8 protein-coding genes are annotated in these 12,485 nt (G+C 72.5%); 6 read left to right on the top strand and 2 right to left on the bottom strand.

From position 1 onward, the window contains the following. Window positions 1-4,293 (bottom strand): wHTH domain-containing protein (locus GTW67_RS24330; protein WP_161166934.1); only part of this gene is annotated, 4,293 nt, incomplete at its 3' end. Between the two features lie 183 nt (window positions 4,294-4,476). Between GTW67_RS24330 and GTW67_RS37105 the strand changes: the two genes are divergently transcribed. The 5 genes from GTW67_RS37105 (at window position 4,477) to GTW67_RS24310 (ending at window position 9,404) form a co-directional block, all read left to right on the top strand. Beyond that, window positions 4,477-4,647, top strand: coding sequence for a hypothetical protein (locus tag GTW67_RS37105; protein WP_202437633.1), 171 nt, complete (start codon window positions 4,477-4,479; stop codon window positions 4,645-4,647). Between the two features lie 203 nt (window positions 4,648-4,850). Beyond that, window positions 4,851-6,128 carry an aspartate kinase gene (locus GTW67_RS24325; RefSeq protein ID WP_161166933.1) on the top strand — a complete coding sequence of 426 codons (1,278 nt, stop codon included), beginning with the start codon at window positions 4,851-4,853 and terminating at the stop codon, window positions 6,126-6,128. Next, window positions 6,128-7,204 (top strand): aspartate-semialdehyde dehydrogenase, encoded by a 1,077-nt coding sequence (locus GTW67_RS24320; RefSeq protein WP_161166932.1) that lies wholly within the window; start codon window positions 6,128-6,130, stop codon window positions 7,202-7,204. Before GTW67_RS24325 ends, GTW67_RS24320 begins: the two co-directional genes overlap by 1 nt. A 470-nt stretch (window positions 7,205-7,674) precedes the next feature. After that, window positions 7,675-8,250: a SigE family RNA polymerase sigma factor gene (locus tag GTW67_RS24315; protein WP_161166931.1), complete on the top strand. Its 576-nt coding sequence runs from the start codon at window positions 7,675-7,677 to the stop codon at window positions 8,248-8,250. Next, window positions 8,247-9,404: a hypothetical protein gene (locus GTW67_RS24310; protein ID WP_161166930.1), complete on the top strand. Its 1,158-nt coding sequence runs from the start codon at window positions 8,247-8,249 to the stop codon at window positions 9,402-9,404. The genes GTW67_RS24315 and GTW67_RS24310 overlap by 4 nt, the downstream gene beginning before the upstream one ends. 48 nt (window positions 9,405-9,452) lie before the next feature. On the opposite strand, the gene GTW67_RS24305 is transcribed toward GTW67_RS24310, so the two are convergent. Continuing rightward, on the bottom strand, window positions 9,453-10,271 hold the full coding sequence (locus tag GTW67_RS24305) for an SURF1 family protein (RefSeq protein ID WP_524539817.1): 819 nt from the start codon (window positions 10,269-10,271) through the stop codon (window positions 9,453-9,455). A gap of 131 nt (window positions 10,272-10,402) precedes the next feature. Here GTW67_RS24305 and GTW67_RS24300 point away from each other — a divergent pair, with 131 nt between their 5' ends. After that, entirely contained in the window at window positions 10,403-12,274 is a 1,872-nt protein-coding gene (locus GTW67_RS24300; protein WP_161166928.1) for a S9 family peptidase, read from the top strand. The last annotated feature ends 211 nt before the right edge of the window (window positions 12,275-12,485 follow it).

The raw sequence follows: 12,485 nt of genomic DNA, 5'->3' as shown, positions 1-12,485 counted from the left end.
TACTTCGAGCCCCAAGGAGGTCAGCTTCTCCACGATGACCTCCGCGGGCACGGACAGCCTGGCCGCCGAGGCGAGGACTTCGTACAGCGGAACCGGTCCGTCCCGGTCGAGACGGAGGTGGCCCTGGTCCGCCAGTCGGCCGAGGAACGTGTCCTTGTGGCCCGGCAGTCCAGTGACGCGCGTGGTGAAGCCGAACGCTTCGAGACGCTCGGTCACCTGCCGGGGAGAGGCCCCGATGAGAGCCGCGATACGCAGGACGTCCCGCAGCGGTACCGCCGCGTCGGCACGCCGCGCGTAGGGGTGTGCCGCGGGGGTCAGAAGCGTCACGTCGCTCGGCTGGACCGACGTGGGCATCGGGATGTGCGGCGGCAGCAGCCCGTAGAGGCGGAGTCTGCTCACGACCTCTGCGGGGGGCAGGCCGGTGTCCAGGGCGATCAGGACGACATCGGCGACGGAGACGACCGCACCGTCCTGGCGCCAGGGCGCGACCCCGCCGGGGGGCTGCCTCAGCATCGCGAGGTCCGCTTCACGCGGAGCGGCGGGCTGCGTTGGCAGGGCGAAGCCCATGGCGCCGATCTCCGCCGCCATCTCGTGGGGGTCGACGCCCCGAAGGAACGCGGTGTGCAGAACGAGGCCCGGGGGAGCGGACCGGTCGCCCACCATCGCTCCCCAGATCGCGCTGGTCCAGCCGTACTCCTCGTACTCCCGGAGGAGGGCCGGGGCGAGGGCCTCCTGGGCGGCGGAGACGCTCACCCTGTATCCCAGAGAGCGCAGGTCCCCCACGACGTCACCGACCGGCCGGTCCGTCCTCGCGGCGATGGCCAGCACGTCGGAGGCCCGCACGCCGCTGGCGGGGTGCAGCGGGAACCCGTTCCGGAATTCCCGGCTGAGCAGGCGCCGTGTCTCTTCCGGGTGTTCCGCGGCGTGCTCCTCGCCCAGCACGGTGAGGCCGAAGGCCCGCAGCCAGCCGGCCGCCCGGCGGATGTCGACGCCGAAGCGGTGGTGAGCCCCGACGAGATGCGCCGCCGACACCGCGGCGTCGGCACCGAGCCAAGGGGGTCGGCCGTCGAGGCCCGTACTGAGCAGGCGGAGGGCGAGTTCGTCCGCCTCCTCGGTGACGGGGTCGAGGTCCGGGACGGTGAAGCCGAAGTCCCGCATGCGTTGCGCTGCCTCACCGACACCGATGCCGAACTCGAAGTGTGCTCTGAGCAGATGGCCGGGTGCCACCGTTCCCGTGGCGGACGGGGCACCCCGGTAGGTGAAGTCCATGGCGACCAGGTCCCTGCTCATCAAGGCCCTGTTGATCTCGTCGGTGTCGGGGTCACCCTCGGACGGGCCGGGAGTGTCCAGGCCCAGGAGTGCCGTGCGGGAGACGGCCTCCCGATACGTGATCCCGCAGGTGGCGGCGATGAGGGCGGCGAACGCCGGAGACCTTGTGGGAGTGGTGCGCTCCCTTGCCGACCACCCGGCCTTGCGCGCGTCGATATCTCTCCTGGTGCCGATCAACGCGTCCGTGGGCAGGGCGGGCAGGACGTGGGCGACCTGGTCCAGCTCCGGCACCAGGCCGGCCAGCGCGGTCAGGACGGGATGGGGTCGGTGGGCCAGCAGCCGCCACAACCGGAAGGAGTCGCTCGCCATCGCATAGGGAGTCCGTCGCCGGGGCTGCCTTGTGGAGTCGTCTCTGACATCGCGAGACCCGATGATGTCCGGGTCCGGCGGGAAGAAGCCCGTCACGGCGACCGAGGCCGTGCGGCCGTCCACCTCCCACTCGAAGCCCGCCCGGCCGGCCGCCTCGGTGATGAGGTCGGCGAGGCGGGGGCTGCCGTCCGCGACCTCGGTGAGCCAGGCGTGGTCCAGGATCGGCGGGTCGGCGGCCAGCAGAGTCGGCAGGGCGCCGCGCACCAGGTGCTCGACCTGGCGGCAGATGTCGTCGTCCAGGATCTCCGTGCGATCCACCGACAGGCGTCGAGGCCGGGACGCTCCCGCCAGGTTCACTACGGCCCCGCGCAGGATCGGCTCCCCGCCGGGGCCGCTCAGGATTCCGCGCCGTACCCGCGGCTCGCAGTGGATGCCGTCCACGAGGAGCCCGCCGCCGTCCCGGCACCACACGACCTGGCCGTCGGTGCCGTCGGACCACGTCGCGAGGTGGCCGTGGGCGTTGTAACCGTCGGGGCGTATGCCCAGGGCCTCGCGGGGACGGGGCGTCTCGGCGGCCCAGGAGGCGCGGCGGGTGCCGTGCGCCGCCGTCGTGTCGAACTCCGCGATCCCCAGCAGCCTGCGCAGTTCGTGAACGCATGAGGGGGCTCTGTCACCGTCCCGGAGATACAGCCGCACGGTCGTGCCGATGGTGCCGGGGTGGCCGGTGGAGCGGACTCGGAAGTAGTGGCCGGGTCCGGTGATCAGTACGGTGATCTCCCGCGGCCGTCCCTCCACCGCGTCCATGTGGCACGTCGTCACCCGGATCTCGTCGGCGAGCATGAAGTAGCTCAGCACACCGATGCCGAAACGGCTGTTGGGGTGCATGGTGACCCCGCGGCCGGCCCACTCCAGACGTTCCTCCTGGAACCGGGGGAGATCCGTGAACCGGATGCCGGCCTGGGAAAAGACCTCCGACAGCGTCAGCTCGTCCATGCCCACGCCGTTGTCCCGGCACTCCAGGTAGTGCCTGCCCTCCTCCTCGTCCCAGCCCTGCTCGAACTCGATCCGCCCCCGGTACGGGCTGTGCGGGTCCGCCGCCTGGGTGCGGGCACGGCGGTAGCGGCAGGCGTCCAGCGCGTTCTGGTACAGCTCGCGAATGGCGAGGGAACGGTCGCGGTAGAGGTTCTCGCCCATGAGCAGTTCCTGAACGCGCTCCTCGTCGATACGGAAGCGGATGACACCGCCGACCGTGACGGGCCGCCCGGCCTCGTCGACCTCGCGGACGTCGTCGGCCCGGGTGTAGAGCGGAAGCCCGCCGAACTCGGGCACACCGGCGTGCCGTACGGAACGCAGCAGTGGTTCCAGGCTCCGGGTGTGCTCGGTGAGCGCCGCGACCGCCGCCGGGTGGGAGCAGGACGCCTGCAAGGCGACATCGTCTCCCGTGAACCGCCATTTCGCCGTCGCGACGGTGCCGAGGAAGCCGCGCAGGTCGAGCGCGTCGGGAATGCCGACGTGCCGGACGATCACCGAGGACAGGTCCGTGGCCTCGATCGCCAGGTGATGGGCGAGGGCGAACAGGGGACCGACCAGGCGTTCCCGTACGCCCTGGAAGTCACGGCCGTGGAAGTCGAGGTCGAAGGGGTGGGCCCGCAGGTGGTCGGCCCGGGCCGGGTCGAAGAGCTCGTGAGGTCCGGCCTGCGCGCAGGACAGCAGCCGCAGCAGCAGGTCCGGATCGAGGACGACTCGCAGGTCGTCGAGATCGCCCGGCGCGGGCAGCAGGCCGTCGATCCGGCCCGGCTGCCGCTTCACCCACTGGTGGAACAGCCACCAGCCGATCTCCGGACGCCCGTCCGTACGGTCCTTGAGCGTGCCCATCTCCGCGCGCCGGGCGAGCCGCTCGTGGGCGCGCACCACCACCTCGTACATCCGCCGCACCTCGCTGGGGGCGGCCTGCTGGCCGAGGTCGGTCGGGTCCACGTCCCGCAGCCGGAGGGCCGTGCGCGCCCGGTGGGCCTGGTGGAGGAAGGGGAGCAGGGCGACGAGCGCCGCCTCGGCCGGCTCCAGGAAGCCGTCGCCCCGGTCCCACAGGTGGAGGACGATCCTGTTGACCCGCGCGGCCGTCCGCCGCCCCGAGCCGTGGTCGAGCCAGGGGTCGTCGTCCAGGCCGACGCGCGCCTCCTCGTAGGCGGCGGCCAGCCGGCGGGCGAACTCCTGCGCCTGTGTCCGCAGTGCTTCGCGGCGTTCGCCGCGCTCCGGTCGCACCAGCTTCCAGACGGGCGTGTTCGCCACGTCGTCGGCCCAGTCCGGCAGCGCGGGGGCGGTGACCTGCCGCTGTTTCGCTCCGTCGGTGCGGCGCTGCTGCCGCGCCTCGCGTGCCATCCGCTGCCACTGCTGCCAGGTCGGGACGCGCAGTGCCGGGTCCCGTTGCCGCTGCCGGGCGATCTGCTGGAGCGCGTCCAGGAACAGCTTCAGCTCGTCGTCCCGCCGGGGAATGATGCGCAGGTCCACCCAGCCCGAGACGGTGTTGTCCGGCGGCACGGCCTCGTCGCGCGGGGAGTGCTGTTTCATCGCGGCGCACACGGACGCGGCCTGCGGGTGCTCCGCCAGCCGGACGAGCCGGGCCAGCGCCGTCCAGTAGTCGTGCGGTTCCGTCATCTCTCGCGCTCCCCGTGCGTCCCGGCCACGAGTCGGCCGACCCGGCCGACTCGGGAACGTCCACGCTACCGGCCTGACCTGCGCGGAGAGGCGGAGTCGCGCGGCTGACCCCGCCCCACGCCAGTGTTCCGGCACCCAGCATCGTCGGCGCCAGCGCCTCTTGCCCGATCCGAAGGACCTGCCGTGGACCCGCTTCTCGTCGCCGCTCTGTGCGGCCTCGTCATCCCGTTGACCGTCGCCGTCACAGCCGTGCTCATCGCCCGCTACGCCCTGGACGGCACGGACTCCAAGGACCGGGCGCGGGTGCTGACCGCGCTGGCGGAGGTCGTCCGCGCGCTCCGGGGCAAGCGATGACGGCCCTCCGCCGCCGCTTGTGAACGTGTGACTCACGGCACTTTTCCGAGTGACCCGGCCAGCGATGGGCATGAGCCTGCCTGGCGGCCCGGAGGTCTCACCATGCGATACCGCAGGGGGGAATTTCGGACGCTCGATAGAATGAACCGACCGCAGTACAGGTACGTACGTGCGGAAAGAGACGGATTGAGCGAGGAGCGCACGTGGGCCTTGTCGTGCAGAAGTACGGAGGCTCCTCCGTAGCCGATGCCGAGGGCATCAAGCGCGTCGCCAAGCGGATCGTGGAAGCGAAGAAGAACGGCAACCAGGTGGTCGCCGTCGTTTCCGCGATGGGCGACACGACGGACGAGCTGATCGATCTCGCGGAGCAGGTTTCCCCGATCCCTGCCGGGCGCGAGCTCGACATGCTGCTGACCGCCGGGGAGAGGATCTCCATGGCCCTGCTGGCCATGGCGATCAAAAACCTGGGCCACGAGGCCCAGTCCTTCACCGGCAGCCAGGCCGGCGTCATCACCGACTCGGTCCACAACAAGGCCCGGATCATCGACGTCACGCCGGGCCGTATCCGCACCTCGGTGGACGAGGGCAACATCGCCATCGTGGCCGGCTTCCAGGGCGTCAGCCAGGACAGCAAGGACATCACCACGCTGGGCCGCGGCGGGTCCGACACCACGGCCGTCGCTCTCGCCGCCGCGCTCGACGCGGACGTCTGTGAGATCTACACCGACGTCGACGGCGTGTTCACCGCCGACCCGCGCGTGGTGAAGAAGGCGAAGAAGATCGACTGGATCTCCTTCGAGGACATGCTGGAGCTCGCGGCCTCCGGCTCCAAGGTGCTGCTCCACCGCTGTGTGGAGTACGCCCGCCGGTACGACATCCCGATCCACGTGCGGTCCAGCTTCAGCGGACTCCAGGGCACGTGGGTCAGCAGCGAGCCGATCAAGCAAGGGGAAAAGCAGGTGGAGCAGGCCCTCATCTCCGGAGTCGCACACGACACGTCGGAGGCCAAGGTCACGGTCGTCGGCGTGCCCGACAAGCCGGGCGAGGCCGCCGCGATCTTCCGGACGATCGCCGACGCCCAGGTCAACATCGACATGGTCGTGCAGAACGTGTCCGCCGCCTCCACGGGCCTGACGGACATCTCCTTCACCCTGCCGAAGTCCGAGGGCCGCAAGGCCATCGACGCGCTGGAGAAGAACCGCTCCGGCATCGGCTTCGACTCGCTGCGCTACGACGACCAGATCGGGAAGATCTCGCTGGTGGGCGCCGGGATGAAGACCAACCCGGGCGTCACCGCCGACTTCTTCACCGCCCTGTCCGACGCGGGCGTCAACATCGAGCTCATCTCGACCTCCGAGATCCGCATCTCGGTCGTCACCCGCAAGGACGACGTGAACGAGGCCGTGCGCGCCGTGCACACCGCCTTCGGGCTGGACTCCGACAGCGACGAGGCCGTCGTCTACGGGGGCACCGGGCGCTGATGTCCGACATCCAAGGCGCCGGGCGCACCGGACGGCCGGCCCTGGCCGTCGTCGGAGCGACCGGCGCCGTCGGTTCGGTGATGCTCCAGATCCTGTCCCAGCACGCGGACATCTGGGGTGACATCCGTCTGATCGCCTCACCCCGCTCGGCCGGCCGCAAGCTGGCCGTGCGCGGCGAGGAGGTCGAGGTGGTGGCGCTCACCGAGGAGGCCTTCGACGGCGTCGACGTCGCCATGTTCGACGTGCCCGACGAGGTCTCCGCGCAGTGGGCGCCCGTCGCCGCCGCCAAGGGCGTGGTGGTGGTCGACAACTCGGGCGCGTTCCGGATGGACCCGGACGTGCCCCTCGTCGTGCCCGAGGTCAATCCGCACGCGCTGCGGATGCGGCCGCGCGGCATCGTCGCCAACCCGAACTGCACGACGCTGTCCATGATCGTCGCGCTGGGCGCGCTGCACGCCGAGTTCGGGCTGCGCGAGCTGGTCGTCTCCTCGTACCAGGCGGTGAGCGGGGCCGGGCGGGACGGGGTGGACACGCTGCGCCGGCAGCTGTCGCTGGTGGCCGGCAGCGAGCTGGGCACGCACCCCGGCGACGTGCGGCGGGCCGTCGGCGACGACACCGGTCCCTTCCCGGAGCCGGTCGCGCTGAACGTCGTACCGTGGGCCGGTTCGCTGCGCGAGGACGGCTGGTCGTCGGAGGAGATGAAGGTGCGGGACGAGTCCCGCAAGATCCTCGGACTGCCGCACCTGCCGGTGGCGGTGACGTGCGTACGGGTCCCCGTGGTGACGACCCATTCCCTGACCGTGCACGCCCGCTTCGAGGGTGAGGTCACCGTCGACAAGGCACGCGAGATCCTGGCCACCGCGCCCGGTGTCGTCCTCTTCGACAACCCGGCCGCCGGTGAGTTCCCCACCCCCGCCGACGTGGTCGGCACCGACCCGACCTGGGTCGGCCGGGTGCGGCGGGCCCTGGACGACCCGACGGCGCTCGAACTCTTCGTGTGCGGGGACAACCTGCGCAAGGGGGCCGCGCTGAACACCGCGCAGATCGCGGAGCTGGTGGCGGCCGAGTTCGCCTGAAGAGGGATCAGCCCGTAAAAAGCCCTGGTTGCCGTGGGGTTCGTTTGTAGGATCGATGAAGGAGATGTGATCCGGTAGTCGGTCCTGACCACTTGTAGCCGGCACCTGTGGCATCAGAGGATTTCCTCCCCGCCCTCCGCAACCGTGCGGAGGGCGGGGAGCGTCTTTGCGGTCACCCATGGAGGGCGCGGGGCGTGTGGATCGGCGCGGGGGCGCCGAGAGCGGGCGTGGGGACGCCCGTTCACATGGACATAGGGGAAGAGCGGGACGATGAGGGCCTATGACGCACCGTCGGCCGGGTGGCCGCCCGGCGGACACGGGAACGTGACGCCCGGCACGTACAACCCTCACGGGGTCGGACGTGTCCAACTGGCGTGGCAGAGGTTCTCGAATTCACCGCAGCGCGTGGCCCCGCAGTGCGGGCTCCCGTCCGGCCGGTCCGTCCCCGTGTGGCCGGCGCGGCCGGTGGCATGCCGGTGATCGCGCCGATGCCCGCAGCGCGGCCGGCCCGCATATCGAATCAGCGTGACGGCGCCGACGACGTCGTGGCGGCGGGCACCACCGTCGACCATCTCACCGAGACCTACCGCGCCCACTACCGGTCGCTGCTCGGTCTCGCCGCTCTCCTCCTCGACGACACCGCCTCCTGCGAGGACGTCGTCCAGGAGGCCTTCATCCGCGTCCACTCGGCGCGCAAACGCGTGCGCGACCCCGAGAAGACGCTGGCGTACCTGCGGCAGACCGTCGTCAACCTCTCGCGCTCGGCGCTGCGCCGCCGCATCCTCGGCCTGAAGCTGCTCTCGAAGCCCATGCCGGACATGGCGAGCGCGGAGGAGGGCGCCTACGACCAGCTGGAGCGCGACTCCCTGATCAAGGCGATGAAGGGGCTCCAGCGCCGGCAGCGCGAGGTCCTGGTCCTGCGGTACTTCGCCGACATGACCGAGGCGCAGGTCGCCGAGACGCTCGGCATATCGCTGGGCTCGGTGAAGGCGTACGGCTCGCGCGGGATCGCGGCGCTCAGGGTGGCCATGGAGGCGCCGGCATGAGCGACGGCAACGAGGCACGGCATGACGCCGACGAGGGTCACGAGCCGGCCGAGCCGACCGGGCAAGAGCCGAAGCACACGCACGCTGGGAACGGAACTGTGAACCACGGCCCCGCCGACCAGGGCCCCGGCACTCAGGGGCCCGCCGGGCTCGCCCCCGACGAGCTGGCGCTGCGCAGGCTGCTGCACAGCGCCGTGCAGGACATGGAGCCGAGCGACGGCACCCTGGACCACCTCCGCCGGGCGGTACCGGCCCGGCGGGCCCGCAAGCGCCAGGCCGTCGTCGGCATGGCGGCCGCCGCCCTCTTCATCGGCACGGCGGTCCCGGCCCTCGTCCACGTCTCGGGCGCCACCGGTCCCGGCGCCGACCCGTCCGTGGCGGGCAACGCCTCGCAGGCGCAGGGCGGCACCAGCCAGGGCAAGGACCCGGCGGGCGGCCAGAGCGGCATCGCCGGCTCCTCCGGGCAGCCCGAGGGCAAGGAGAAGTCCGACCCCGAGGAGAAGCCGAAGGACGAGGAGACCGGCTCCGCCACGGGCTCGGCCACCGGTGTCGGACCCTCCGCCAGCAGCCCCGCCGACCTGCCGCCGTGCAGGGCGCAGCAGCTCGGCCCGGCCGTCGCGAGCAGCGCCGCCCCCGACTCCGCGGGCGCCGTCTACGGCTCCTTCCGCGTCACCAACGTCTCCTCGGACAGCTGCACCGTCACCGGCCCCGGCGGCGTGGCCGCCGTCCCGCAGGGCGCGGCGGACCCGGCCAAGATCGGCACGGCACGGCACGCGGCCGGTGACGCCGCCGCCGCGCTGCCCGACCCGTCACTGGAGTCGGCGGCGCTGACGCTGGCGTCGGGCGCCTCCTACGAGGTGAAGTTCGCCTGGGTGCCGTCGGAGACCTGCCCGACCACCGGCGGCGGCACCGGCGGCACCGGCGATCCCTCGCCCGCTCCGTCGCCCACCACCGAGGAGCCGACCGCGTCCGCCGGCACCTCCACCGGCGGCGACACCGGCACCACGACGCAGCTCGTCACCGAGGAGGGCCCGGCCGACGGCAGCGTGACGGTCTCCTACAGCCCGGAGGGCGGCTCGGGACCGGCCGCGGTCACCGTGCCCAACGCGTGCGCGGGGACCGTGTACTGGACGGGCGTGCTGGCCGGCACGTGACGGGCAGCCGGCCGGCGGCGGACCCTCGACCGGTGCCTGCCTGTGCGCTCAGACCCCGGACGGGCTGCGGCGGGGCTCCTGACCCGCGTCCGCGCCGGTGACGTCCTCGTCCGGGACCAGGCCCAGCTCGGCGTCCCGGGCGAGCTCCGCCTCCCGGCGCAGCAGCCGGAACCACATGAAGACGACGAAGCCCACGAAGGCGAACCACTCGGCGGTGTAGCCGAGGTTCTGGAAGGCCTTCAGGTCCAGGCCGGTGTTCTGCGGCGCGCTCACCGGCACGGCCCGCATCCCGGAGTCGCCCTCGTTGAGCGTGACCCACGCGTCGTACACGTCGTACGGCACCAGGTTCACCAGCGAGGCCGCGCTGATCGCGCCGGTCTGGCCCTCGGGCCACCCGGAGCGGGAGCTGACGCCGTTGTCGCCGGGCGTCTCGGAGGCCTGGAGCGCGCCGGTGACGGTGACCTCGCCGGCGGGCGGGGCCGGGACCTTCGCCGGGTCGGGCTCGCCGGGCAGCCAGCCCCGCACGACGGGCAGCGCCCGGCCGGCGTCGGTGCGCAGCAGCGTGAGGACGTAGTAGCCCTGCCGGTCGTCCAGCTTCCGGTCCGGCACGAGCAGCTGCTCCCCGTACCGGCCGCTCGCGGTGGCCTGCTTGCCGACCGTCGCCTTGTCGACGGGCAGCAGCCCGGTCAGCGGGCGGGCCGCCTCGTGCCGCGCCGACTCGGCCTGGGTGGTGGCGTCGTTGTGGTCCTGCACCCGGTCCTCGAACCGGCCCAGCTGCCACGACCCCATGAAGACGCAGAAGGGGATGGCGAGCACGACGAAGACGTTGATTCCCCACCACCGGGGGGTCAGCAGAAACCGGTACACGCCCTCCACGGTACGGGGCGTGCCCGGGCGACCGGTCCGCGGGGCTGTGGATGAGCGGGGCGCGAGCGAGGTTTTCCACAGGCTGGGGATCTGATCTGCGCTTTGTCGGCGCGGAAGGGCACTATGGGGCCATGACTGAGAGCTACGGGTCCGGCTCACCGGATCAGCAGGGCACGCGGGACGTACGGGACGGCGTGCGGGACGGCGTGCGGGGACGGCGCGAGGGGATGCCGGACTGGGAGAAGCGGTTCCGGGCGCCGCGGGTCTCGCTGCCCGACTGGGCCGAGGACGCGCCGGACCACTCCCTGTTCGTGTCGAACGCGACGGGGACGTACGAGCTGTACGCCTGGGACCGCGCGACCGGCGAGCAGCGCCAGGTCACGAACCGGCCCAACGGCACGACGGACGGCGTCCTCTCCCCGGACGGCGCGTCGATCTGGTGGTTCGACGACAAGGACGGCGACGAGTTCGGCGTCTGGCGCCGCCAGCCCTTCGTGGGCGGCGAGGACGAACTCGCGGTGCCGGGCCTCGACCCGTCCTACCCGGCGGGTCTCGCCCTCGGCCGGGACGGGCGGACGGCGGTGGTCGGCCGCTCGACCGACGAGGACGGTACGACGATCCATCTCGCGCACACGGGCGCCGCCCCGGTGGAGATCTACCGCCACCGCGAGTCCGCGGGCGTCGGCGACCTGTCCCACGACGGCACGCTGATCGCGATCGAGCACACCGAGCACGGCGACGCCATGCACTCCGCGCTGCGCGTCCTGCGCCCCGACGGCACGACGGTCGCCGAGCTCGACGACACCGACGGCGGCGAGAAGGAGCTGGGCCTGGAGGTCCTCGGCTTCGCGCCCGTCGACGGCGACACCCGCCTGCTCATCGGCCACCAGCGCCGGGGCCGCTGGGAGCCCCTGGTGTGGGACGTGGCGACGGGCGAGCAGACCGACCTCGCGCTGGAGCTGCCGGGCGACGTGAGCGCCGAGTGGTACCCGGACGGCAGCGCCCTGCTGATCGTGCACGGCTTCGAAGCCCGCAGCGAACTGTTCCGGTACGACTTCGCCGAGCGCGCGCTGGTGGAGATCGAGACGCCCGCGGGCACCGTCTCCGGGGCGACGGCCCGACCCGACGGCAGCGTGGAGTACCTGTGGTCGTCGGCCGCCGAGCCGTCGGCGGTCCGCTCGACGACGGGCCGGGTCGTCCTGGACCCGCCGGGCATGAAGTCGCCCGGCTCGGTCCCGGTGGAGGACGTGTGGGTGGACGGCCCGGGCGGCCGCATCCACGCCCTCGTCCAGAAGCCGGCCGGCACGACCGGCCCGCTCCCGACGGTCTTCGACATCCACGGCGGACCGACCTGGCACGACAGCGACTCCTTCGCCGCGGGCCCGGCCGCCTGGGTCGACCACGGGTACGCGGTGGTCCGCGTCAACTACCGCGGCTCCACGGGGTACGGGCGGGCCTGGACCGACGCCCTCAAGCACCGGGTCGGTCTCATCGAGCTGGAGGACATCGCGGCGGTGCGCGAATGGGCGGTCACCTCGGGCCTCGCCGACCCGGCCCGCCTGATCCTCACCGGCGGCTCCTGGGGCGGCTATCTGACCCTGCTCGGCATCGGCACCCAGCCCGAGGCGTGGACGCTGGGCATCGCCGCCGTCCCGGTCGCCGACTACGTCACCGCGTACCACGACGAGATGGAGGGCCTGAAGGCCCTGGACCGCACGCTGCTCGGCGGCACCCCCGAGGAGGTCCCCGACCGCTTCGAGGCGTCCTCGCCGCTGACCTACGTCGACCAGGTCAAGGCCCCGGTGTACATCTCGGCGGGCGTCAACGACCCACGCTGCCCGATCCGCCAGATCGACAACTACGTCGACCGCCTGGAGGCAAGGGGCGCCACCCACGAGGTCTACCGCTACGACGCGGGCCACGGCTCCCTGGTCGTCGACGAACGCATCAAGCAGGTGGCCCTGGAACTGGACTTCGCGGCGAGGCACCTGCCGCGGGGGTAGTTTTTGCGCCCCGGTCGACGCAGGAGCCGTGCCTTCCTGGCCGGCTTCCCGGCCGACCGAGCCGGGTGGCGGCGTCGCGTCTTGGCCGCCCGAGTCGGGCGGCGGCGTCGCGTATCGGCCGACCGAGCCGGGTGGTGGCGTCGCTTCCTGGCCGACCGAGTCGGGTGGTGGGTGGGCGTAGGCCGGGGGTCCAGGGGGCGGAGCCCCCTGG

This window comes from Streptomyces sp. SID5910 (genome assembly GCF_009862125.1).
In the GTDB taxonomy this organism is placed as follows: Bacteria; Actinomycetota; Actinomycetes; order Streptomycetales; family Streptomycetaceae; genus Streptomyces.
This window is presented reverse-complemented; position numbering and strand designations above follow the sequence as displayed.